Raw genomic sequence first — 24,206 nt, 5'->3', positions numbered from 1 at the left:
GCCTCCCGGGACATCCGCGCCCTCTCGGGGCCGGGTCCCTGTCCGCTTCCTCACACGCTGGACGGAATAGCACCGATCGGCGGCGCGCTGAAACAAACCGGTGGAACCTGTCGGTGCCGCTGGATAGGTTGGCACGGCACGCGCCCCGTGCCCTTCGGCATGCCCGGAGGCGGGGCGCTGTGGACGATCCGCGCCGGGAAGCCCTCCCAGGGGGCGCCCTGCGGCGCGCAAGGAGAACGGGGAGCGCATGGCGCAGGGCACGGCAACCGCGGCAACAGGGAACGAGGAGGAGACCGACGCTTCGACCGCCGCCCACCGGGGGGTGTTCGGCCGGGGAATGAAGGTCTTGTGGACCGCGGCCCGCGCCGAACCCTGGATCTTCTCCGTCGCCGTCATCGGCGCCATGCTGCACGCCGCCGTCACCGTCGGCTCGGCCTCCGTCCTCGGATACCTCACCGACCACACCATCATCCCCGCCTTCGACCAGGGCGCCACCACCACCGCGGCCCTGGTCGGCGCCGCCGCCCTGCTCATGGCGGTCGGCCTGGGCAAGGCCGTCGGCATCGCCATGCGCCGCATGCTCGCCGCCCTCATGCAGTTCCGGCTCCAGGCCCGCTACCGCCGCGCGGTCGCCCGCAAGTACCTCGAACTGCCGCTGTCCTGGCACCACCGCCACCCCACCGGACAGCTGCTGTCCAACGCCAACGCCGACGTCGAGGCCGCCTGGCAGCCGCTCGCCCCGCTGCCCATGGCCGTGGGCAGCGTCTTCATGCTCGTCATCGCCGCGGTCGCGATGCTCGTCACCGACCCGCTGCTCGCCATGGTCGCCTTCGTCGTCTTCCCGCTGCTGGTCGTCGTCAACGTGGTCTTCCAGCGCCGGGTCTCGCCCATGGCCTCCCGCGCCCAGGCGCTGCGCGCCGAGGTCAGCGGCGTCGCCCACGAGTCCTTCGACGGCGCCCTGGTCGTCAAGACCCTGGGCCGGGAGGACACCGAGACCGAGCGCTTCACCGAGTCCGCCCACCGCCTGCGCGACGCCCTCATCCAGGTCGGCCGCATGCGCTCCGTGTTCGACCCCGTCATGGAGTCCCTGCCCAACTTCGGCGTCCTGGCCGTCCTGCTGCTGGGCATGTGGCGGCTGTCCACCGGCGACATCGCCCCCGGCGACCTCGTCCAGATCGCCTTCCTGTTCACCCTGCTCTCCCTGCCCATCCGCTCCTTCGGCTGGATCCTCGGCGACCTGCCCCGCAGCGTCGTCGGCTGGGACCGCGTCCAGTCGGTGCTGCGCTCGGAGGGCTCCATGGGGCACGGCGACCGCACCCTGGAGGACCGCGCCGACGGGATCGCCCTGGCCGCCCGCGGCGTCGTCTTCTCCTACGCCGACTCCTACGACAGCGACGGCCGCGACCTCATGTCCGGCGACACCGACTCCCCCCGCACCACCGTCCTCAACGGCGTCGACCTGGACATCGCCCCCGGCCGCACGGTCGCCCTGGTCGGACCCACCGGTTCGGGCAAGTCCACGCTCACCACCGTCCTCATGCGCCTGGTCGACCCCGACCGGGGCACCGTCTCCTACGACGGCGTCGACGTCCGTGACCTGGCCCGCGACCAGATCCCCCGCAACGCCGCCCTCGTCCCGCAGAGCACCTTCGTGTTCGAGGACACCGTCCGCGGCAACATCACCCTGGGCGAGGACATCGGCGACGAACGCGTGTGGGAGGCCCTGCGCCTGGCCCGCGCCGACGGGTTCGTCGCCGAACTCGACGGCGGCCTGGACGCGCCCCTGGGGGAGAAGGGCACCACCCTGTCCGGAGGCCAGCGCCAGCGCCTGGCCCTGGCCCGCGCCGTGGTCCGCGACCCGCGGCTGCTCATCCTGGACGACGCCACCTCCGCCGTCGACCCCCAGATCGAGGCCCAGATCCTCGCCGGGCTGCGCGAACGCGACACCTCCGCCACCGTCCTCGTCGTCGCCTACCGCCGCGCCACCATCGAGCTCGCCGACGAGGTCGTCTACCTCGAACGCGGCCGCGTCCTGGCCCGCGGCACCCACACCGAACTCCTGGAGACCTCGCCCGGCTACAACCGGCTCGTGACCGCCTACGAGCGCGCCTCCGCCGAGAACGACGCCGCGCGCGCACCCGTCCCGGAGGGCCCGGCCCCCGTCGACCCCACCCGCCGAGCCGCGGTCCGCGGCGACGACCTCACCGAGGAGACGAGTCGATGAGCGCACCCGCACCCACCCGAGAGGACGAACGGGAACCGGCGGGCCCCGCCGAGGCATCCGGCCGCGCCGACTCCTCGGTGTCCCTGCACCGGTCCACCGGCTCGGCCATGGACACCCTCAGGCGCGGCCTGAGCCTGTCCCCGGAGTTCGCCAGAGGACTCTGGCTCACCCTGGCCTTCGCGGTGGTCGCCACCGTCGGCAAGGTCGTCGTGCCCATCGCCGTCCAGCAGATCATCGACAACGGCATCACCTCCGCGGGCGGCCCCGACCTGGGCTTCGTCACCCGCATGGTCACCGTCTGCGCGGGCCTGCTGCTCGTCACCATGGTCTGCTCGTACCTGATGAACGTGCGCCTGTACAAGGCCACCGAGTCGGGGCTGGCGACCCTGCGGCGCAAGGCCTTCCGGCACGTCCACGACCTGTCCGTCCTCACCCAGAACAGCGAGCGCAAGGGCGCCCTGGTCTCCCGCGTCACCAGCGACGTCGACCAGATCAGCACGTTCATGCAGTGGGGAGGCATGCTCCTCATCGTCAGCGCCGGGCAGCTGCTCATCGCCACCACCCTCATGGCGGTCTACTCCTGGCAGCTGACCATCGTGGTGTGGGTGTGCTTCCTGCCGCTGCTGTTCGGGGTGCGCTGGCTCCAGAGGCTGCTGTCCAGGGCCTACCTGAAGGTCCGCGAGAACACCGGCGACATGCTCGGCGTGATCGGCGAGACCGTCATGGGCGCCGCCGTCATCCGCGCCCACGGCACCGAGGAGCGCACCGCCCGCCGCATCGACACCAGCGTGACGGCGACCCGCCGCTCCCAGGTGCGCGCCCAGCGGCTGTCGGTGGCGGTGTCCCCCTTCGCGGAGATCGTCTCGGCCGTCGGCAACACCGCCGTGGTCCTGCTCGGCGTGTGGCTGGGCCTGGACGGGGACCTCACCGCCGGCCGCCTCATCGCGTTCCTGTTCCTGATGACCCTGTTCATCCAGCCGATGATGATGGCCACCGAGATCTTCAACGAGGCGCAGAACGCCATCGCGGGCTGGCGCCGCGTCCTGGGCGTGCTCGACACCGTCCCCGACATCTCCGACCCGGGCGAGGCCGGGACGGTGCTGCCGCGCGGGCCGGTGCGCGTCGACTTCGACCGGGTCACCTACTCCTACCCGGACGGGCCCGTCGTCCTGGACGACGTGTCGGTGACGGTCGAGCCGGGCACCCGGATCGCCGTCGTCGGGGAGACCGGGTCCGGCAAGACCACGTTCGTCAAGCTCCTCACCCGGCTGATGGACCCCGACCGGGGCACCGTCCTGCTCGACGGCACGGACCTGCGCGAGATCGCGTTCTCGTCCCTGCGCGGCCGGGTCGTCATGGTCCCCCAGGAGGGGTTCCTCTTCGACAGCTCCCTGGGCGACAACATCCGCTTCGCCCGCCCCGAGAGCACCGACACCGAACTGCGCACCGCCATCGCCGACCTGGGCCTGGACGAGTGGCTGGACAGCCTCGCCCACGGCCTGGACACCCCGGTGGGCCAGCGCGGCGAGTCGCTGTCCGCGGGGGAGCGCCAGCTCGTCGCCCTCATCCGCGCCTACGTCGCCGACCCCGACCTGCTGGTCCTGGACGAGGCCACCTCGGCGGTCGACCCGCACACCGAGATGCGCATCCAGCGCGCCCTGGACCGGCTCACCCGGGGCCGCACCTCCGTGGCGATCGCCCACCGCCTGTCCACGGCCGAGGCCGCCGACCGGGTCCTGGTGTTCGACGACGGACGCATCGTGCAGAGCGGCTCCCACACCGAGCTGGTGTCCCGCCCGGGCGTCTACGCCGACCTGTACGCCTCCTGGGTGCACTCCTCGGCGTGAGCACCGCCGCACCCCGCGGTCACCGGCCGGACTCCCGCCACAGGTGGGCGGCGACCAGGCCGGGGACCGCGGTCTCCGCGAGGAGGGCGACGTCGGGGTCGGTGTCGCCCGGGTAGCGCACGGTCAGCTCCGCCCCCGGCACGCTCTCGCGCCCGGGGGTGGGGCCCACCGCGACGAACCGGCCCCGCAGCTGCCCCAGGTGCTCGGAGAACCGCTCGTCGTAGGCGGACCCGGCGAACAGCAGCGCCCGGTAGTCGGTGACCGCGGCCAGGTACCGGTCGGTGTGCGACCACTCCCCGGTCTCGCAGGTGTGCGCCACCGCCACCGGGCCCTTGCGCAGCAGCTGGGCGCCCTGCACCGCCGACGCCGTGCGTTCGGCGGGCGCCACCAGGTGCACGCCGTGCGGGGACGCCAGCGCCCGCGCCGCCTCGGGCACCCAGGTGTGCGCGGACGACAGCAGCGCCTCCACCGCGTTGGCCGACCGGCGCAGCAGGCTGGGCAGGTTGCGGCTGTCGCCCACCACCGGCGCCCCCAGCCGGTGGCCCAGCAGCAGCGCCAGCCCCAGCGCGTGCTGGTAGGCGCGGCAGCCCAGCCCGGCCTGCTCGGGTCCGGCGTGCAGCGGCACCAGCAGGTCCGCGTAGCGCGCCACCACCGCGTCGGCCCCGGCCGCCAGCACCACCACGGGGGAGCGGCCCACGTACCGGTCCAGGACCGTGCACAGCTCGCGCTGCCCGCCGCCCAGGCTCACGCCCACCACCAGGGTCTCCGGGCCGGCCGGCGGCTCCTGGGCGGACGCCGAGGAGTCCGCGACCGCGCCGATGCCCGCCAGCCGCAGCCGGGCCGCCGCCACCTCGCACACGCCCCGGGCCGCCCCGATCCCCAGGAAGCGCACGGCGGCGGGTTCGTCGTCCAGCAGTACCGGCAGCGCCGCGAAGGGGTCCCACCGGGGGAACCGCTCGGCCAGCGCGTTCAGGGCGGCGGGCATCCCCGCCAGGTCGGCGGACAGGGCCTGGGCCGTCACGGGAACCCCCACATCCGTTCGTGTGCTCGCGCCGCCCGGCCGGGCGGCTCCGGCCACGCACTCTAGGCCACCCGCGGCCCGCACTGGACACGCCCCGGTTACACGGGGCCGACGGGCGGCCATAACCTGGGGGGCATGAGCGTCACCAGCCTCGACCCGGCCATCGCCGCCCGCCTCAAACGAACCGAGGACGGACTCGTCCCCGCCGTCGTGCAGCAGCACGACACGGGCGAGGTCCTCATGCTCGCCTGGATGGACGACGAGGCCCTGCACCGCACCCTCACCACCGGGGCGGCCACCTACTGGTCGCGCAGCCGCGGCGAGTACTGGGTCAAGGGCGCCACCTCAGGCAACACCCAGCGTGTGGTGTCGGTCGCGCTGGACTGTGACGGCGACACCCTGCTGGTCGCGGTGGACCAGACCGGCGCGGCCTGCCACACCGGCGACCGCACCTGTTTCGACGCGGGGCGCCTGCTGTGACCCCGCACACGCCGGACCAGCGGTCCGCCGACGGCCCGCAGGAGGCCACCGCGGCGCCCGCCGCCCCGGCCGCCCGGCGCGCCGGGCGCGAGTTCGCCGCGGCCGCCCTCGGCCTGGCCGCGGGGGCCGGGCTGCTGCTCGCCTCCGCCGGGCGCGTCTGGGCCGCCGGCGACCTCACCGCCGCCGGACCGGTCGCGCCCGCGCCCGTCGAGATCACCGGCGGCGACCTCACGGGCGCCCTCGCCGGGATCGGCTGGGCCGCCCTGGCGGGCATCGCCGGGCTCTACGCCGCCCGCGGGTGGGCGCGCCGCCTCGTCGGCGCCCTGCTCGCGCTGGGCGGCGGCTACGCCCTGGCCGCCGTCGCCGCCGCCGTGCGCCCCGGGGCGCTGACCGGGGCCGCCGACACGGCCGCCGCCGCGGGCACCGCCCGCGCCGCCGGGACGCCCGACCTGCTCGCGGCCGGCCCGGCCATGGCGGCCGCGGGCGCCGCCCTGATCCTGCTGGCCGGAGTACTGGCGCTGGTGCGGTCCCCTGCCTGGCCCGGTATGGGCACCCGGTACGATCGGGACGCCGCACCGCGCGCGAACCCCACCGGCACACCCGCCGACCTGTGGAAATCGCTGGACGCGGGTGACGACCCCACACTCGACGCCCCCGGTGGCGCCACGGCTCCCGCCCGGTCCGCGGGCGGTGCCGCGACCGGGGACGGCACCGAACCCGCACCGCCGACCGAGGGGTCGGCCGACTCGAAGGAGAAGCCCTGATGTCCGCTGACGAACACCACGACGACCACGGCAACACCGTGTCCGCCTGGTTCCTCACCGTCTCCTGGATCGTGGCCTGGACGGTGGCGGCCGCCGCCATCATCTTCGGCGGCGACCTCATCACCTGGACCGCGATCGGCCTGGGCGCCAGCGTGGTCCTGGCCGTGGTGGCCGGTGTGATGAAGAAGGCGGGCCTGGGCCGCAAGGAGCCGCGCCCGGTGCCGCCGACCCGCGAGGAGTGGGAGAGCGCCGCCAAGAAGGTCGACGCCTAGGCGTTCTCTGGATGCCGTCCCGCTCCGCGGGGGTGTGCGAGGCGCCGGCGGGGTTCTGGAGGCCCGGAGGGGATGTCCCCGTAGGGCCGAAGGTTCCCGCCTTCCAGGGGCGCCGAACGCGAACCGACGCGGAGCGGAGGTTCGAAAGAACACGGCCCAGCCCTCCGCATGCCCCCGTGCACGCCCCGCCCCGCGGGGCCTTTCGGCCACATCCGGACAGAACCGGAGAATCCCCAGCTCACAACGACTGAGTAACGGAAAATGGACGAAGGTCCCATGGGGCGGGTAGATTCACTTCACCGGCCGTGACAGCCGTCCAGGCCGACTGGTGGAACGTCCCCCCGGTCTGGCAACATGCGAAGTCGCCCGCGGCGTGACCGCGTCGGTGCTCCGACCCTGCCAATCGTCGGGCCCCGTGTGCCCTGCCGCACGCCGCGAGCCGAAAAACCCTTGTCCTCATTCTGGAAAGTTGTTCCCATGAGCTATGGTCCCCCGCCCCCCGCAGGCCCCGGCGGCTACGGCCCGCCCCCCGGTGGCGGCGGCTACGGCCCGCCCCCCGGCTCCACCCCGCCCGACAACGGCCTCACCTGGGCCATCGTCGCCATCTTCTGCTGCTGGCCGTTCGCCATCCCGGCGATCATCAACGCCAACAAGGTCAACGACCTGTGGAACCGCGGCGACCAGGCCGGCGCTATGGAGGCCCAGGCCCAGGCCAAGAAGTGGACCAAGATCGCCTTCATCCTCGGCGGCATCTGGGTCGCCCTCTGGGTGCTCTACGTGATCGTCGTGATGATCATCGGCATCGGGGCCGCCGCCTCCACGCCGAGCTACTACTAGTAGTCCCGTCACCTCGCATCCCCTTCCGCCCCTGTGCGCCCCGTGCGCCCAGGGGCGGACTCGCCTCCCCACCCCGAGCGACGCCTAAGCTGGTTCACGTGCAGCCCGAACAGACCGACCACAGCCCCGGAGAGCCGGGAGCCGCCGGACACGCGCAGCCCTCCCGCGGGCAGCGGATCCTGGGCCGGCTCCACCGCGTCCCGGCACCCCTCTGGCCCCTGGGTGCGGGAGCCGCCTTCCTCGCCGGGGCCACCCTGCTCCACTTCGTGAGCCCGAACGAGCCGGGCAACTACCCCACCTGCCCCTGGCTGATGCTGACCGGCACGTTCTGCCCCGGCTGCGGGACCATGCGGGCCATCGCGCTCACCACCCACGGGGACATCCTGGGAGCCGTCAGCATGAACCCCCTGCTGGCCCTGCTCGTCCCCTACATCCTGTGGGCGTACGTCCGCTGGATCGCCGCCACGATCCGCCCCCCCAAGGCGCCCCCCAGACCCACACCGCTCTGGTTCCTGTGGGCACTCACGATCACCATCACGGTCTACTGGGTGGCCCGGAACCTGCCCTGGTTCTCCTTCCTCGCCCCGGGGACACCGCTGTTCCCCGGATGGTGACCGGCACCCGTCCGGACTCCTTCCTCACACCAGAGTCGAAAGGCCCACCACATGAGCTACCCACCGTCCGGCGGCTACGGCCCGCCCACCGGAGGTTACGGACCGCCCCCCGGTGGATACGGCGGCCCGGCCCAGCCCCCGCCCTCCGGCCCGCCGAAGAACTACATGGTCCACAATATCCTCGGCATCTTCGGCTGCACGATCATCGGTGTCATCGGCCTCATCTTCTCCCTGCAGGTGAACAGCAAGTGGCAGTCGGGGGACTACGCGGGCGCCGAGGAGTCGGCCAAGGTCGCCAAGATCATGGGCATCATCAGCCTGATCGGCTTCATCCTCATGATCCTGGTGGTCGTGTTCTACGTGATCCTCATGATCATCGGATTCGCGATGATCGGCACCGCCGAGTACTCCACCTACTGACCGCCGGGGTACCGCCCGCGCGTTCCCGTACGTAACCGGACGAGCAGCGCGGCGCCCTCCCCGCCGGACGCATCCTCCGCCCCCGCCACACGCCGTGTGCGCGGGGGCGAGGGCGTTCCCGGCCCGGGGGGTCGATACGATGAGCGCACACGGTGCGACGGCGGCACGGCCGCCCGCACCCCGCGGCCCGCCCTGCGGTGCGAGCGCCGCGACCGGCCACGACGATAGGGAGCGGTAACCACGTGAGCGTGCTCGACGAGATCCTCGACGGAGTACGCGCCGACCTGGCCGAGCGGCAGGAGACCCTGCCCCTGGACGAGCTCAAGGAGCAGGCCGCGTCGGCGCCCACCCCGAAGGACGCCGAAGCCGCCCTGCGCCGTCCCGGCGTCCACGTCATCGCCGAGGTCAAGCGCGCCAGCCCCTCCAAGGGCCCGCTGGCGGCCATCACCGACCCCGCCGCCCTGGCCCGCGACTACGAGGCGGGCGGCGCCGCCCTCATCAGCGTCCTCACCGAGCAGCGCCGCTTCAACGGCAGCCTCGCCGACCTGCGCGCCGTCGCCCGCGCCGTCGACACCCCGCTGCTGCGCAAGGACTTCGTCGTCAGCTCCTACCAGCTGTGGGAGGCCCGCGCCTTCGGCGCCTCCGCGGTCCTGCTCATCGTCGCCGCCCTGCCCCAGGAGGCCCTGGTCTCCCTGGTCGAGCGGGCCCGCTCCCTGGGCCTGATGCCGCTGGTGGAGGTCCACGACGAGGACGAGGTGGACCGCGCCCTGGCCGCCGGCGCCACCGTCATCGGCGTCAACGCCCGCAACCTCAAGACCCTGGAGGTCGACCGGGACACCTTCGCCCGGATCGCCCCCCGCATCCCCTCCGACATCGTCAAGATCGCCGAGTCCGGCATCCGCGGGCCGCACGACCTGCTGGCCTACGCCGGTGCCGGCGCCGGAGCCGTCCTCGTCGGCGAGAGCCTGGTGCGCGGCCGCAACCCGCGCGAAGCCGTCGCCGACCTGGTCACCGCGGGGGCCCACCCCGCCCTGCGGGACCGGAACTAGGGGACGGACGGCTCCATGGGAGGAACGACGGCGCACACCGCCATCACGGCCCGTACCGGCCGCCGATGGCGATGGCTCTAGGGAACCCGCCGCGCACCGTGCGCGCCCGCGGGTTCCCGTCGCCGCGTTGACCCACGTCAGAAACGCGCCGCGGGCCCAGGACACGCCGCGGCGCACGGAACGGTCGACGCGCGCACCCCTCCCGTGCGCCGCACGACGGGGGGTGGGCCGTCGGCCCCGCATCCCGAAGGACAGTCCCATGAGCCACGATCCGCAGCTGCCCGACGAGCGCGGGCACTACGGCCGCTTCGGCGGCCGCTTCGCCCCCGAGGCGCTCATCGCCGCCCTCGACGAGGTCGAGACCGAGTGGGAGAAGGCCCGCCAGGACCCGGCCTTCCAGGCCGAGCTGGCCGCACTCCTCAAGGACTACACCGGCCGCCCCAGCGCCCTCAGCGAGGCGCGCAACTTCTCCGAGCACTGCGGCGGCGCCCGCATCCTGCTCAAGCGCGAGGACCTCAACCACACCGGCTCGCACAAGATCAACAACGTGCTGGGCCAGGCCCTGCTCACCAAGCGCATGGGCAAGACCCGCGTCATCGCCGAGACCGGCGCCGGCCAGCACGGGGTGGCCACCGCCACCGCCTGTGCCCTGATGGGCCTGGAGTGCGTCATCTACATGGGCGAGGAGGACACCCGCCGCCAGGCCCTCAACGTCGCCCGGATGCGGATGCTCGGCGCCGAGGTCGTCCCGGTGACCATCGGCAGCCGCACCCTCAAGGACGCCATCAACGAGGCGTTCCGCGACTGGGTCGCGAACGTGGACCGCACCCACTACCTGTTCGGTACGGTCGCCGGTCCCCACCCGTTCCCGAAGCTGGTCCGCGACCTGCACTTCGTGGTGGGCGCGGAGGCCCGCGAGCAGGTCCTGGAGAGGATCGGCCGGCTGCCCGACGCGGTGGCCGCCTGCGTGGGCGGCGGCTCCAACGCCATGGCGATCTTCGCGGCGTTCATCCCCGACGCCTCGGTGGCCCTGTACGGGTTCGAGGCGGGCGGCGACGGCGCCGACACCCCGCGGACCGCCGCCTCCATCAGCTCCGGCAGCCCGGGCGTGTTCCACGGCGCCCGCACCTTCGTCCTCCAGGACGAGTACGGGCAGACCCTGCCCAGCCACTCCATCTCCGCCGGCCTGGACTACCCGGCGGTGGGCCCCGAGCACGCCCACCTCGCCGACACCGGCCGGGCGAACTACGAGGCGGTCACCGACGCCGAGGCCATGGAGGCCTTCCGGCTGCTGTGCCGCACCGAGGGCATCATCCCGGCCATCGAGAGCGCCCACGCCCTGGCCGGGGCCCGCAGGCTGGGGGAGCGGCTGGGCCCCGACGCGGTGGTCCTGGTGAACCTCTCCGGGCGCGGCGACAAGGACGTGGACACCGCGGCCGCCTACTTCGGCCTGATCGACGGTAAGGACGAGGCGTGATGACGACCCTGCAGAGCAAGCTCGCCCAGGCCCGCGCCCAGGGCCGGGCCGCCCTCATCGGCTACCTCCCGGCCGGGTTCCCCGACGTGGAGTCCTCGATCAGGGTCATCGGGGCCATGGTCGAGGGCGGCTGCGACGTCATCGAGGTGGGCCTGCCCTACTCCGACCCGATGATGGACGGCCCCACCATCCAGCGGGCAGCCGACGCCGCCCTGGCGGCGGGGACCACCACCGACGACGTGTTCCGGGTGGTGGAGGCGACCGCGGCGACGGGGGCGGCGGCCGTGGTCATGTCGTACTGGAACCCGATCGAGCGCTACGGAGTGGAGCGCTTCGCCGGGAACCTCGCCAAGGCGGGCGGGGCGGGGGTCATCACCCCCGACCTGATCCCCGAGGAGGCACAGGAGTGGACGGCGGCCTCCGACACCGCCGGCCTGGACCGGATCTTCCTGGTGGCGCCGTCCTCCACCGACCGGCGGCTGGCGCTGACCACGCGGGCGTGCAGCGGGTTCGTGTACGCGGCGTCGCTGATGGGGGTGACGGGGACGCGCACCCAGGTGGCCGACACCGCGGAGGCGCTGGTGCGGCGCACCCGCGAGGCCACCCGCGAGTCGGGGCTGCCGATCTGTGTGGGCCTGGGCATCTCCACGGGGGCACAGGCCGCGGAGGTGGCCGCCTACGCGGACGGGGTGATCGTCGGCGCCGGGTTCTGCCAGCGGGTGCTGGACGCCCCGGACCTGGAGACGGGGCTCATCGCGGTGACGTCGTTCGCCGAGGAGCTGGCGGCGGGCGTCCGGTCCCGCTGACCGGGCCCTTGGGCACGGCCCGGGGGCCTTCGGGCACCGGCCGCGGGCCGTCCCCTGCACGGGGGCGGCCCGTTCCGCGTTCTCACCGGTCAAGGACCGGGTTAAGAAGGTTAAGCCGGTGAGAATCGGGTGAGAAGGGGCCCCGGATCGCCCGGAAACGCCGCGCGCGCGGGCCTCGCGGTGGTGTGATGGGGAGGTGACGGACGCCGGGGTCCGCGCGCCGCTCACCCCGGTCCCAGCGCCCGGGGTCATCGGGTGATCACAGCCGGTAGGATCTGCGTGGTCACTGAGAGCGATTTCTCAGGCGCGGAGTGCGACAATCCAGCCCCCGAACCCCGAAGGCCCACCCCTATGGACACAACCGACGAAACCCCCGCCCCCGCTTCGGCCTCCGCCCCCCGGGCGCGCTGGGCCGCCGCCCAGCCCTGGATCACCCTCGCCTGCCGCCTCGCCCTCGCGGGGATCCTCATCTACGCGGCCGTCTCCAAGTACCCGCCCGCGCTCTCCGTCCAGGCAGTGGAGGCCTACGACCTCTTCCCCCACGAGATCGCCCGCCTCATCGGCTACACCCTCCCCCTCTTCGAGCTCGCCCTGGCCGTCCTGCTCCTGCTGGGCCTGGCCACCCGCTTCACCGGAGCCGTCACCGCGCTGCTCATGGTCGCCTTCATCGCCGGGATCCTCTCGGCCATGGCCCGCGGCCTGAGCATCGACTGCGGCTGCTTCGGAGGCGGCGGCGCCGTCGACCCCGGCGAGACCACCTACGGCCTCTCCATCGCCCGAGACATCGGCTTCGCCGCCCTGGGGGCCTTCATCGCCCTGTGGCCCCGCTCACCCCTCGCCCTGGACCGCCCGCTCGGCCTCTTCCGCTGAGCCGCGGCCCACGACCACCCCGACCAGGAACAGAAGGAACACCACCATGGGGAGCGAAGCGCGCAAACGCGCCCGTGAACGGCTCAAGGAACAGCGGGCCAAGGAGAAGAAGGCCGCCGCCCGGCGCCGGAACCTCATCGTCGTCGGCGCCGCCGCCGCCGTCATCGTCCTCATCGTCGGAATCGGCTACGCCGTCCTCAACTCCGACCGCGGCGAGGGCTACACCGGCCCCCTGGCGGCCCAGACGGTCCAGGAGGACGGCAGCGTCGTCATGGCCGACGACGGAGTCGAGGCGCCCGTCGTCGAGGTCTACGCCGACTACCAGTGCCCCGCCTGCCGCCAGTTCGAGCTCACCAACGGCGACCTGCTCAAACAGCGCTCCGCCGAGGGCGAGGCCATCGTCCACTTCCGCCCGGTGAGCATCTTCGCCCAGCAGCAGGTCCCCATCAGCAGCAACTCCCTGCGCGGCGGCGCCGCCGCCCGCATCGCCGCCGACCACGGCGTCTTCGTCGAGTACAACGACCTATTGTTCGAGAACCAGCCCACCGAGGGTCGCGAGGGCTTCTCCACCGACGAGCTCCGGCGGTGGTTCGCCGACCTGGACACCACCGCCGGGCAGCAGGAGGAGTTCGGCGCGCGGCTGGAGGAGGAGGACGCCGTCGTCACGGAGTTCACCGAGGAGTTCCTGCCCGCCCTCACCGAGGACGCCGTGGACCAGATCGGCCAGGAGACCCTGGGCACCATGGTCCTCACCGACCTGCTGGCCTGGGGCGCAGACAACGGCCACGACCCGTCGTTCCTCGACGGCACCTACACCGGCGAACTCATCGACGCCACCGGCGACGCCTACACTCGCTACAGCGGAGACAACGCCTTCCGCGGCACCCCCTCCGTCTACCTCAACGGCGTCCTGCTCGACAACAACACCGCCATGACGGTCCGGGGGCTCTCCGAGGCCATCGCCTCGGCCGACCCCGGTAAGGTCGAGACCCAGCCGTTGGGCGACGGGGGTGACGTGCAGTAGCACCCCTGAAGACACCCCCCGCACGCGGGGCGAACCCGAGAGCAGAGCAGTGACACTGTCGTCGACAGCCATCGAGGGCGCGGCCACCACCGGCCGCGCCCTCGCGGCCATCCCCAGCCCGCAGGTGAACTCGATCCCGATCGGGCCCCTGGAGATCCACTTCTACGCACTGTGCATCCTGGCCGGCGTCATCGTCGCCGTCCTGTGGAGCGAACGCCGCTGGAAGGCGATGGGCGGCGAGCCCGGCACCATCCTCGACATGGCGGTGTGGGCGGTCATCCTCGGCCTCGTCGGAGGCCGCCTCTACCACGTCATCAGCGACGCGCAGCTGTACTTCGCCGAGGGCCGCGAACCCATCCGCGCCCTCTACGTGTGGGAGGGCGGCCTGGGCATCTGGGGCGCCATCCCGATGGGCGCCCTCGGCGTGTGGCTGGTCGCCCGCAAGCGCGGCCTGTCGATGTCCAAGCTCTCCTTCGCCATCGCCCCCACCATCCCGCTGGCCCAGGCCATCGGCCGCTGGGGCAACTACTTCAACCAGGAGCTGTTCGGCCGCCCCACCGACCTCCCCTGGGCCGTGGAGATCTCCCCCTACCCCGAGGGCCACCTGCGCCCCGGCATGGAGTTCGGCGTCAGCACCTACCACCCGACCTTCCTCTACGAGTCCCTGTGGTGCCTGGGCCTGGCGGCCCTGCTCGTCTGGGCCGGACGCCGCTTCGAGGCCTCCCTCCAGGGCGGGCGCCTGTTCGCCCTGTACATCATGGGCTACTGCGTCGGCCGGTTCTGGATCGAGTACCTGCGCGTCGACCCCGCCAACGACTTCCTCGGCCTGCGCCTGAACAACTGGACCTCCGTCCTGGTCTTCCTCGGCGCCCTGGCCTACTTCGTCTGGGCGGGCCGCCGCCTGGACTCCTTCTCCACCGCGGTCGTGCCCCACGGCGCCGACGCCGGAACCCAGGTGTTCGGGCCCACCGCCGACGGTGAGATGGGTAACGACAGCACCGTCTACAGCACCGCCGACACGGGGGATTCCGACCTCGGGACCTCGGGAGGCGACGCGGGGACGGAATACCACCCGAGCCCGGAGCGATCTAGTAGCGAGGGCTCGACCTCGAACGATGAGGGAACCGATTCCGGGGCGAAGCCCGAGTAGACACGGGGACAGGACGCATGCCCGCCACCTGGGCGGGTGCGGCGCCCGCGCACGACATCCACATCCACACCCACGAGGGTGACGACGTGCCCGCACGTGCCCCCGTACCTTTCGAGCAGACCACGGGTTGACGATTGAGAAAGACCGTGAGCAGAGCCGAGTCCGGATCCGGCCGTAGAGGCCGACGCGGCGGCACCCGCCGCGCCGACACCGGCCCCATCCGAGACCGCGCCGACGACTACGGCCACGACGAGGAGTACGACTACGACCCGGAGGAGGACTACTCCGCCGAGTACGGTCACACCCCCGTCGAGGACACCGGGCCCGCCGAGGAGACCGGCGAACGGGCCGGCCGCGGCCGGGGACGCCGCCGGGGCGCCCGCCGGGCCGCCGCGGCCGGGGACGCCGGGAAGGGCGGGGTCAAACGCGTGTCCGCGTTCTCCGCCTCCGCGATCAAGAAGGTGTCGGTCCTGGGCGACCGGCCCAACCAGATCGTGTACACCCTCGCCGAACAGAGCAAGCGCAAACGCGGCACCGTGGTGCTGGGCGTCCTCAGCGGCGCCTTCGCCCTCGCCCTGCTGGCGCTGCTGGGACTGCTGTCCTACCAGCTCTTCACCGGCGCGGGCGGCACGGCGTCCGGAGGCGACAGCACCGTCGTCGCCCCGCCCGAGGGCCACAGCACCCTCAGCCCGCAGCTGTACATGTCCAACCCCAACCGGGAGGACGTGTTCGGCCCCATCGACGAGCGCCCCGAGGGCCTGGAGCCGATGACCCAGGAGGCGGTGTTCGGCCCCGTCCAGGAGATCGAACTGGACGACATGAAACTGGAGCTGCGCGACGGCACGGTCACCGACTCCTGCACCTCCCTGGTGTGGGGCGACGACCTGGGCCAGAGCCTCATCGACGGCGGCTGCGTCAACGCCGCCTCGGGCGTCTACACCGACGCCGACGAGGACCACGTCGCCCAGGTCACCCTGTTCGACCTGGCCGACGCCGCCGCCGCCGCCGAGGTCGAGACCGCCCTGGACCCGACCAACGCCGAGACCGGCGCCGGGTTCCTGCTCAGCCGCACCAACGACGAGATCCCCGGCCTCCAGGAGGGCTACAGCGAGGCGACCGCCCAGGTCATGGGCCACTACCTGGCGGTGTTCTGGGTGGCCCGCACCGACGGCAGCCCGCCCGGGGACGACACCGACCTGGCGACGGTCAGCGTGGCGTCCATGAACGCGGTCCCCTACGTCTACAACGAGGTGATCGCCGCCCAGGCGCAGCAGGAGTAGCCGCGGGGGACCACCCCCGCGCGACACCCTCAGGCGAACGGCCGTGCCTCCAGCACGGCCGTTCGCGCTCCCCGGACGTCCCGATAGGATCTCGGACAGATCGACCGGCCCTGCCACGGCCGGGCCGAGCGGGGCGCGCGCACCGCTCCCGGGGCGCTCCCCGGCCCCCGCCGCGCCCCCGCCGAGCGCAATCGGGTCCACCGCGCACACGCGGGACCGTCATCCGAGGAAAGGTCCACTGGGTGTCCCCTTCTGAAGCGTCGGCGTCCGGAACAGCGGGACGCCGGAGGAAGAACAGCGAACCCGACGACACCGGGCGCGCCTCCCGCGCGGGCGCGAGCCGCCGCCGCGCCGGAGGGCGCCGCAAGCAGGAGCCCAAGCGGTCGGGCCGGCTCATCGGCATCGTCGCGGGCGTCCTCGTGGCCGCCCTCGTCGGCCTGGGCGTCGTCCTCTACCTCGACCGGGCGGACGGGGGTGCCGCGGACGGGCCCCCGCCGCAGACCCGGCCGGTCACCTACAGCGTCGAGGACGTCGGGGACAACGACATGAACACGGTCCTGGGCACCCGCGAACTCGACGGCCGCCCCCTCAACGAGGGCGAGCTGTTCGGCGACCGCAGCGCCGAGATCTCCAGCCGGGGCCTGGAGTTCACCCTGCGCGACTCCGAGCTCTCGGAGGACTGCGCCGCCGCCGTGTGGGGCGAGGAGGTCGTCCGGGCCCTCGCCGACGCAGGCTGCACCCAGGTCGGCCGGGCCACCTACGTCGGCGACTCCTACTTCGGGGTGACGGCGATCTTCAACCTCGACGACGTCGAGGGCAGCCGCGCCGTGGCCGCGTCCATGGCCGAGCCCGACACCCCCGCGGGGGAGGAGCCGCCCGCCGACGCCCCCCGGCCCGGTTTCGTGATCCCGCCCTCGGGCGCCGACCCGTTCGACCGCCTGGGCTCGGGCTACAGCTCCGCGGAGGCCACGGTCAGCGGCCACTACCTGGTGGTGGTGTGGGTGCAGCCCACCGACTCGGAGTCCGTGGACCAGCGGGTGAGCCTGGCCAGCCCCATCGTGACGCTGAGCAACTTCCGCGACCCGCTGTACCGGCGCCTGGTCAACCTCCGCGAGGACGAGCCCACCGCCGGCACCGGCACGGACACGGGCACCGAGGAAGCGGTGCCCGGGAGCTGACCCGCGCCCGGGGCCGCGCCGTGCGCGGCCCCGGGCACGCCTCACCCCAGGGCCGCCCACACCGCCGCGGCCGCTTCCCGCAGCTCGGCGAACCGGTGCCCGGGCAGGTCCAGCAGGGTGTGGCCGGCCACCCACGCGGGGGCCTCGGACACCGCCAGCCGGGCCGTCCGCTTGTTCACCGGGAGCCCCTCCTCCCGGCCCACCCGGAGCGCCCCGGCGCGCAGCACCGACGTCAGCGTCCCGTGGGCGTGCTCCTGGACGTGCACCAGCAGCCGCTCCACCGGATCCTGGGCCCGGGGCGCCGCGGACAGCCGCACCGCGGTCAGCGACGGGTCGCCGAAACCGCGCAGGAACCGCACCCGGAACCGCGGCTCCACCAGCGCCCGCAGCTCCGCCTGGCCGCGCTCGTCGCGCACGCACGCCGCCGATGACGGCACCAGCAGGTACCCGCCCCCACCGGGGCAGGCCAGTGCCGCGCGCGCCGCGATCCGCTCCCAGCCGCCGGTCAGGTCCACCACCGGCGGCCCCGACAGCGGTACCGGCGCCTCCAGCCACGTGGCCAGCCGCACCCGCCCCGACCCGGGCAGCACCGCCGGAGGCCAGGCGCCCACCGGTACCGGCGCCGTCCCGGAGTCGTCGGCCGCCCGCTCCAGCGCGGCGCGGGCCCGCTCCTCGTCCAGGACCCCCCTGGCCTCCTTGGCGTTGACGCCCTGGCTGTAGACGCGGGCGCCGCTCTCCGCGGCCGGGGCGGGAGTGCGCGTCAGCGGCCGCAGCACGTACAGGTCCGAGGCGGCCCCGATGGACTCGGCGCCGTCGTAGCGGTGGAAGTCCGGCCACACGGCCTCCAGGGCCAGGTCCATCCGCAGCAGCCGCGCCTGGGTGGCGGCGGCCAGCCGGGGCGTGGTCTCGGCGACCCCGTAGGCGACCAGCACCCGGCCCCTGCGCGGGTCGGCCATCCCCTCCAGGCCGCGGCGGACGAACAGCTCCACCCCGTCGGGGGTGTAGGGCGGGTCGGTGAACACCAGGTCGGCGCCGCCCCGCAGCCCCGGCGGCAGGCCCAGCCGCAGGTCGGCGTGGTGGGTGCGCACGTCCAGCCCCAGCCGTTCGGAGACGGCGTCGATGTGGGCGAGCACCCGCTCGTCGATGTCGACCACGCGGACGTGTGCTCCCGGGCGCACCAGGGCCAGGGCGACCGAGGTGAGGTCGTGGTCGCCCACGCACAGCACGGTCCGGTCGACGAGGTCGAACCGGGTGGCCAGGAACAGCGCCCGGCGCAGTGCGGTGTCGGCGGTCGCGGTGACGTGGTCCAGGTCCAGGTCGGCGGCGGGCCCCTGGGCGATGGCGCGGGCGATCTCCGCCGCGGCGTGCGTGTACCGGGGCGCCAGGTGCGCCACCGGGTCGGCGAGGGCGTCCCCGGCCGCGCCGGCGTAGTCGTCGGGGCGGGCCAGCCGCACCCGGTCGCCATCGGGTTCGCGCACCGCCTCCCCGGCCTCCACCAGGTGCTCCAGCAGCGCCACCACCAGGACGCGGGCCACGGCGGTGTCCCGCACCAGGTCGTCGGTCCTCCGGTACCGGCCGTCGGAGAGCGCGGCGAGCACGGCGCGCAGCCGGGGAGCGTCCACCCCGTGGGCGCGCAGGGCCCGCTGTGCCGCCTCGGGCAGGGGCGGGGGAGGAGGGGACGGGAGGGGCGCGGGCGGGGTGCCGGGAGTGCCGCTCCCTTCGGGGTTCGTGGGGTCTACTGCCATGGACCGATCGTCCCACGGCCCGGGGCCGAAGGTGTGTGCCCAGGTCAGGGCGCCCCGTCGCAATGAGTGACATATCACTCGGACACTCGATCGGGTCCCTCTTGGGAGGAGTGTTAACGCCGGGGTAATGTGGGGGTGCGGCGCACGGCGTTCGCGTGCCCGAAGCGAAGAACACGACCACCCGTCGGGTTTTATCCGCTTTGGGAGGTTTACCGGCATTCCCTCGTGGAAAAACCGGCTAGGCACACTCCCGACGGGGAACCCCCGTCCAGGGAACCGCGGTACCGTCCACAAGGTGCCGCAGCACGCGACCCGGGGTGCACCGCGGCACCCCATGGTCTAGACCTGCGACTTGCGTCGCGGCTGGATCCACGGGTACAAGAGAGACCGCTCGCAGCGGGCGACCATCCGCCATCCGCACCACGAGGACGTGGCCGCGGTACGGTGGCGGACCACACGGCGTCCACAGGCCGAGCACCCACAACTCCACGCACGCAGCAGGGCCAATGTCGTCCCGGATGCGCTTTTTCACAAAGCCGACGAAAGACGACAGGAGGGTAGATGCCCGCTGGTCAGGTGCGGCGTTCGTCCGTCCGAGCGAACGCGATCTCCACTTCTCAGGGCCTGTACGACCCCGCCTTCGAGCACGACGCCTGCGGTGTGGGCTTCGTCGCCGACCTCACCGGTCGCCGCGGCCACGACATCGTGCAGAAGGCGCTCACCGTGCTGCGCAACCTCGACCACCGCGGCGCCTCCGGCGCCGACCCCGACGACGGCGACGGCGCGGGCATCCTCACCCAGATCCCGCACGAGCTGTTCACCGAGGTCTGCGACTTCGAGCTGCCCGCCGCCGGCGCCTACGCCGCCGGCATCGCCTTCCTCCCCGCCGACGCCGCCGACCGCGCCCGCGCCACCGCCGCGATCGGCCGCATCGTGACCGAGGAGGGCCTCACCCTCCTGGGCTGGCGCGACCTGCCCTTCGAGCCCCAGTACAGCGGCCCCGCCGCCCGCCAGGCCATGCCCTACTTCGGGCAGCTCTTCATCACCGGCACCCCCGGCACCGCCACCGAAGGCCTCACCGGCATCGACCTGGAGCGCTACGCCTACTGCGTCCGCAAGCGCGCCGAACACGAAGCCGACGTCTACTTCCCGAGCCTGTCCCCGCGCACCATCGTCTACAAGGGCATGCTCACCACCCCCCAGCTCGAACCGTTCTTCCCCGACCTGTCCGACCGGCGCTACGCCTCCGGCCTGGCCCTGGTCCACTCCCGGTTCTCCACCAACACCTTCCCGTCCTGGCCCCTGGCCCACCCCTTCCGCTACGTCGCCCACAACGGTGAGATCAACACCGTCAAGGGCAACCGGAACATGATGCGCGCCCGCGAGGCCAAGCTCGCCACCGACCTCATCCCCGGCGACCTGGACCGGATCTTCCCCATCGTCGACCCCGACGACTCCGACACCGCGTCCTTCGACGACGCCCTGGAGCTCCTCCACCTCGGCGGCCGCTCCCTGCCCCACGCGGTACTCATGATGATCCCCGAGCCCTGGGAGAACCACACCGAGATGGACCCGGACGTCCGGGCCTTCTACGAGTACCACTCCACCCTCATGGAGCCCTGGGACGGCCCCGCGTCCGTCTCCTTCAGCGACGGCACCCTCGTCGGCGCGGTCCTGGACCGCAACGGCCTGCGCCCCGGACGCTACTGGGTCACCGAGGACGGCCTCGTCGTCCTCGCCTCCGAGGCCGGCGTCCTGGACATCGACCCCGCCACCGTCGTCCGCAAGGGCCGGCTCCAGCCCGGCCGCATCTTCGTCGTCGACACCGCCCAGGGGCGGATCATCGAGGACGAGGAGATCAAGGCCGAACTCGCCGCCCAGCACCCCTACCGGGAGTGGACCGACTCCGGCCTCCTGCGCCTGGCCGACCTGCCCGCCGCCGAGCCCGTCCCCGTGACCGAGCTCAACCGCGCCCAGCAGGTCTTCGGCTACACCGAGGAGGAACTCCGGGTCATCCTCACCCCCATGGCCCGCACCGGCGCCGAACCCATCGGCTCCATGGGCACCGACACCCCGGTGGCCGCGCTCTCCGAGCGCTCCCGCCAGCTCTTCGACTACTTCTCGCAGAACTTCGCCCAGGTCACCAACCCGCCCCTGGACGCCATCCGCGAGGAAATGGTCACCAGCCTCTCCACCCTCCTGGGCGCCGAGCACAACATCCTCACGGCCGAGCCCGGCGACACCCGCCGCCTCGTCCTGCCCACCCCGGTCATCGACCAGGACGAACTCGCCGCCATCACCGAGGCCGGACGCACCGAACCCGCCCTGGCGACCTTCACCGTCGACGGCACCTACCCCGTCGACGGCGGCGGCGAAGCCCTCGCCGCCCGCCTCACCGAGCTCAACACCGAGATCGACGCCGCCATCGCCGACGGCGCCCACATCCTCGTCCTCAGCGACCGCGGCGCCGACGCCACCCGCGCCCCCATCCCGTCGCTGCTGCTCACCGGCTCCGTCCACCACCACCTCGTCCGCGAGAAGACCCGCACCGAGGTCGGACTCGTCGTCGAGGCCGCCGACGTCCGCGAATGCCACCACGTCGCGCTGCTCATCGGCTACGGCGCCTCCGCCGTCAACCCCTACCTCGCCCTGGCCACCGTCCGGGACCTGGTCCAGCGCGGCACCATCGACGGCATCGAAGCCGACACCGCCGTCCGCAACACCGTCAAGGCGTTCGGCAAGGGCGTCCTGAAGATCATGTCCAAGATCGGCGTCTCCACCGTCAGCTCCTACACCGGAGCCCAGATCTTCGAGGCCCTGGGCCTGGGGCAGGAGGTCATCGACCGCTGCTTCACCGGCACCACCTCCCGCCTGGGCGGCGTCGGCTTCGACGTCCTCGCCGAAGAGGTCGCCCTGCGGCACCGCCGCGCCCACACCCACAACCCGGTCTCCGGCGCCCACCGCCGCCTGGAGATCGGCGGCGAGTACCAGTGGCGCCGCGAGGGCGAACCCCACCTGTTCAACCCCGAGACCGTCTTCAAGCTCCAGCACTCCACCCGCACCCGCCGGTACGAGATCTTCAAGGAGTACACCAACAAGATCGACGACCAGGCGGCCGGCCTCATGACCCTGCGCGGCCTCTTCCGCCTCAAGGAGGGCGTCCGCGAACCCGTCCCCATCGACGAGGTCGAGCCCGTCTCCGCGATCGTCAAGCGGTTCTCCACCGGCGCCATGTCCTACGGCTCCATCTCCGCCGAGGCCCACGAGACCCTCGCCATCGCCATGAACCGCCTCGGCGGCAAGTCCAACACCGGCGAGGGCGGCGAGGACCCCGCCCGCTTCACCCCCGACGCCAACGGGGACCTGCGGCGCAGCGCCATCAAGCAGGTCGCCTCCGGCCGCTTCGGCGTCACCTCCCACTACCTCACCAACGCCGACGACATCCAGATCAAGATGGCCCAGGGCGCCAAGCCCGGCGAGGGCGGCCAGCTGCCCGGCCACAAGGTCTACCCGTGGGTGGCCGACACCCGCCACTCCACCCCCGGCGTCGGGCTCATCTCCCCGCCGCCCCACCACGACATCTACTCCATCGAGGACCTCGCCCAGCTCATCCACGACCTCAAGAACGCCAACCCCTCCGCCCGGGTCCACGTCAAGCTGGTCTCCGAGGCCGGTGTGGGCACCGTCGCCGCCGGCGTCTCCAAGGCCCACGCCGACGTCGTCCTCATCTCCGGCCACGACGGAGGCACCGGCGCCTCGCCGCTCACCTCCCTCAAGCACGCGGGCACCCCCTGGGAGCTCGGCCTCGCCGAAACCCAGCAGACCCTGCTGCTCAACGGCCTGCGCGACCGCATCGTCGTCCAGGCCGACGGCCAGATGAAGACCGGCCGCGACGTCATCATCGCCGCCCTCCTGGGCGCCGAGGAGTACGGCTTCGCCACCGCGCCCCTCGTCGTCTCCGGCTGCGTCATGATGCGCGTCTGCCACCTCGACACCTGCCCCGTCGGCGTCGCCACCCAGAACCCCGTCCTGCGCGAACGGTTCTCCGGCAAGGCCGAGTACGTCGTGAACTTCTTCGAGTTCATCGCCCAGGAGGTCCGCGAGTACCTCGCCGCGCTCGGCTTCCGCAGCCTCGACGAGGCCATCGGCGCCGTCGACCTGCTCGACACCACCGACGCCGTCGAGCACTGGAAGGCCAAGGGACTGGACCTGTCCCCGATCCTCCACGAGGTCGAACCCTGGGCCGGCGACCACCGCGTCCGCACCCGCACCCAGGACCACGGCCTGGAGAAGGCCCTGGACAACACCCTCATCCAGCTCGCCGAAGGCGCACTCGACTTCGGGCAGCCCGTCAAGCTCGAACTGCCCGTCCGCAACGTCAACCGCACCGTCGGCACCATGCTCGGACACGAGGTCACCAAGCGCTACGGCGCCGACGGCCTGCCCACCGACACGATCGACGTCACCTTCACCGGATCCGCAGGCCAGTCCTTCGGCGCTTTCCTGCCCAAGGGCATCACCCTGCGCCTCAACGGCGACGCCAACGACTACGTGGGCAAGGGCCTCTCCGGCGGCCGCGTCATCGTCCGGCCCGCCGACACCTCCACCCTCGTCGCCGAGGACCACATCATCGCCGGCAACGTCATCGGCTACGGAGCCACCTCCGGCGAGATCTTCCTCCGCGGCATCGTCGGCGAACGCTTCTGCGTCCGCAACTCCGGCGCCCTCGCCGTCGTCGAAGGCATCGGCGACCACGGCTGCGAGTACATGACCGGCGGCCGCGCCGTCATCCTCGGACGCACCGGCCGCAACTTCGCGGCCGGCATGTCCGGCGGCATCGCCTACGTCCTCGACCTCGACGCCCACCGCGTCAACACCGAAATGGTGGAGATCGAAGCACCCGACGACGAGGACCGCGCGTTCCTCACCGACGTGCTCGCCCGCCACCACGCCGAGACCGGCTCCGCCGTCGCCCAGCGCCTCCTCGCCGCGGGGGACGCCGGACTCGACCGCATCGCCAAGATCATGCCGCGCGACTACAAGCGGGTCCTGCTCGCCCAGGCCGAGGCCGAACGCGAGGGCCGCGACGTCAACGAGGCCGTCATGGCCTCCGCGCAGTCCTGAGCGTCAGCACACACGAGAGGAGGA

19 protein-coding genes are annotated in these 24,206 nt (G+C 73.0%); 17 read left to right on the top strand and 2 right to left on the bottom strand.

From position 1 onward, the window contains the following. The first annotated feature begins 247 nt into the window (after nucleotides 1-247). Together ACSUPR_RS07250 and ACSUPR_RS07245 are read left to right on the top strand one after the other, a co-directional pair. Nucleotides 248-2,224 (top strand): ABC transporter ATP-binding protein, encoded by a 1,977-nt coding sequence (locus ACSUPR_RS07250; RefSeq protein WP_436890355.1) that lies wholly within the window; start codon nucleotides 248-250, stop codon nucleotides 2,222-2,224. Then, a complete protein-coding gene (locus tag ACSUPR_RS07245; protein WP_436890354.1) occupies nucleotides 2,221-4,071 on the top strand; it encodes an ABC transporter ATP-binding protein in 1,851 nt (616 codons plus the stop codon). The genes ACSUPR_RS07250 and ACSUPR_RS07245 overlap by 4 nt, the downstream gene beginning before the upstream one ends. A 19-nt stretch (nucleotides 4,072-4,090) precedes the next feature. On the opposite strand, the gene ACSUPR_RS07240 is transcribed toward ACSUPR_RS07245, so the two are convergent. Then, the gene (locus ACSUPR_RS07240; RefSeq protein WP_436890353.1) at nucleotides 4,091-5,092 is read right to left on the bottom strand and encodes a sugar isomerase; all 1,002 of its coding nucleotides are present in this window, start codon (nucleotides 5,090-5,092) and stop codon (nucleotides 4,091-4,093) included. 135 nt (nucleotides 5,093-5,227) lie between these two features. Here ACSUPR_RS07240 and hisI point away from each other — a divergent pair, with 135 nt between their 5' ends. The 14 genes from hisI (at nucleotide 5,228) to ACSUPR_RS07170 (ending at nucleotide 17,313) form a co-directional block, all read left to right on the top strand. Beyond that, nucleotides 5,228-5,572 carry a phosphoribosyl-AMP cyclohydrolase gene (hisI, locus tag ACSUPR_RS07235; RefSeq protein ID WP_436890352.1) on the top strand — a complete coding sequence of 115 codons (345 nt, stop codon included), beginning with the start codon at nucleotides 5,228-5,230 and terminating at the stop codon, nucleotides 5,570-5,572. Between the two features lie 113 nt (nucleotides 5,573-5,685). Continuing rightward, nucleotides 5,686-6,336 carry a Trp biosynthesis-associated membrane protein gene (locus ACSUPR_RS07230; protein ID WP_436891905.1) on the top strand — a complete coding sequence of 217 codons (651 nt, stop codon included), beginning with the start codon at nucleotides 5,686-5,688 and terminating at the stop codon, nucleotides 6,334-6,336. Continuing rightward, a complete protein-coding gene (locus tag ACSUPR_RS07225; protein ID WP_436890351.1) occupies nucleotides 6,336-6,608 on the top strand; it encodes an HGxxPAAW family protein in 273 nt (90 codons plus the stop codon). Before ACSUPR_RS07230 ends, ACSUPR_RS07225 begins: the two co-directional genes overlap by 1 nt. A gap of 477 nt (nucleotides 6,609-7,085) precedes the next feature. Continuing rightward, the gene (locus ACSUPR_RS07220; protein WP_436890350.1) at nucleotides 7,086-7,445 is read left to right on the top strand and encodes a CD225/dispanin family protein; all 360 of its coding nucleotides are present in this window, start codon (nucleotides 7,086-7,088) and stop codon (nucleotides 7,443-7,445) included. Nucleotides 7,446-7,543: 98 nt separating this feature from the next. Beyond that, nucleotides 7,544-8,059 carry a DUF2752 domain-containing protein gene (locus ACSUPR_RS07215; RefSeq protein ID WP_436890349.1) on the top strand — a complete coding sequence of 172 codons (516 nt, stop codon included), beginning with the start codon at nucleotides 7,544-7,546 and terminating at the stop codon, nucleotides 8,057-8,059. Nucleotides 8,060-8,224: 165 nt separating this feature from the next. Beyond that, on the top strand, nucleotides 8,225-8,479 hold the full coding sequence (locus ACSUPR_RS07210) for a CD225/dispanin family protein (protein ID WP_436890348.1): 255 nt from the start codon (nucleotides 8,225-8,227) through the stop codon (nucleotides 8,477-8,479). Between the two features lie 242 nt (nucleotides 8,480-8,721). Further along, nucleotides 8,722-9,528: an indole-3-glycerol phosphate synthase TrpC gene (gene trpC, locus ACSUPR_RS07205; protein WP_436890347.1), complete on the top strand. Its 807-nt coding sequence runs from the start codon at nucleotides 8,722-8,724 to the stop codon at nucleotides 9,526-9,528. 259 nt (nucleotides 9,529-9,787) lie between these two features. Next, nucleotides 9,788-11,005, top strand: a complete 1,218-nt coding sequence (trpB, locus tag ACSUPR_RS07200) for a tryptophan synthase subunit beta (RefSeq protein ID WP_436890346.1) — start codon at nucleotides 9,788-9,790, stop codon at nucleotides 11,003-11,005. Beyond that, nucleotides 11,005-11,811: a tryptophan synthase subunit alpha gene (gene trpA, locus ACSUPR_RS07195; protein WP_436890345.1), complete on the top strand. Its 807-nt coding sequence runs from the start codon at nucleotides 11,005-11,007 to the stop codon at nucleotides 11,809-11,811. Before trpB ends, trpA begins: the two co-directional genes overlap by 1 nt. Nucleotides 11,812-12,162: 351 nt before the next feature. Beyond that, nucleotides 12,163-12,681 carry a MauE/DoxX family redox-associated membrane protein gene (locus ACSUPR_RS07190; RefSeq protein WP_436890344.1) on the top strand — a complete coding sequence of 173 codons (519 nt, stop codon included), beginning with the start codon at nucleotides 12,163-12,165 and terminating at the stop codon, nucleotides 12,679-12,681. Nucleotides 12,682-12,727: 46 nt separating this feature from the next. Further along, nucleotides 12,728-13,705: a DsbA family protein gene (locus ACSUPR_RS07185; RefSeq protein WP_436890343.1), complete on the top strand. Its 978-nt coding sequence runs from the start codon at nucleotides 12,728-12,730 to the stop codon at nucleotides 13,703-13,705. 55 nt (nucleotides 13,706-13,760) lie between these two features. Beyond that, nucleotides 13,761-14,855 (top strand): prolipoprotein diacylglyceryl transferase, encoded by a 1,095-nt coding sequence (gene lgt / locus ACSUPR_RS07180; protein ID WP_436891904.1) that lies wholly within the window; start codon nucleotides 13,761-13,763, stop codon nucleotides 14,853-14,855. Between the two features lie 146 nt (nucleotides 14,856-15,001). Continuing rightward, nucleotides 15,002-16,135: a hypothetical protein gene (locus ACSUPR_RS07175; protein WP_436890342.1), complete on the top strand. Its 1,134-nt coding sequence runs from the start codon at nucleotides 15,002-15,004 to the stop codon at nucleotides 16,133-16,135. 242 nt (nucleotides 16,136-16,377) lie between these two features. After that, on the top strand, nucleotides 16,378-17,313 hold the full coding sequence (locus tag ACSUPR_RS07170; RefSeq protein ID WP_436890341.1) for a hypothetical protein: 936 nt from the start codon (nucleotides 16,378-16,380) through the stop codon (nucleotides 17,311-17,313). Between the two features lie 41 nt (nucleotides 17,314-17,354). Here ACSUPR_RS07170 and ACSUPR_RS07165 read toward each other — a convergent pair whose 3' ends face one another. Continuing rightward, nucleotides 17,355-19,058, bottom strand: a complete 1,704-nt coding sequence (locus ACSUPR_RS07165; protein ID WP_436890340.1) for a bis-aminopropyl spermidine synthase family protein — start codon at nucleotides 19,056-19,058, stop codon at nucleotides 17,355-17,357. Between the two features lie 561 nt (nucleotides 19,059-19,619). Between ACSUPR_RS07165 and gltB the strand changes: the two genes are divergently transcribed. Beyond that, nucleotides 19,620-24,182 carry a glutamate synthase large subunit gene (gene gltB / locus ACSUPR_RS07160; RefSeq protein ID WP_436890339.1) on the top strand — a complete coding sequence of 1,521 codons (4,563 nt, stop codon included), beginning with the start codon at nucleotides 19,620-19,622 and terminating at the stop codon, nucleotides 24,180-24,182. Nucleotides 24,183-24,206: the final 24 nt, after the last annotated feature.

This window comes from Nocardiopsis dassonvillei (assembly GCF_964273065.1).
In the GTDB taxonomy this organism is placed as follows: domain Bacteria; phylum Actinomycetota; class Actinomycetes; order Streptosporangiales; family Streptosporangiaceae; genus Nocardiopsis; species Nocardiopsis dassonvillei_B.
This window is presented reverse-complemented; position numbering and strand designations above follow the sequence as displayed.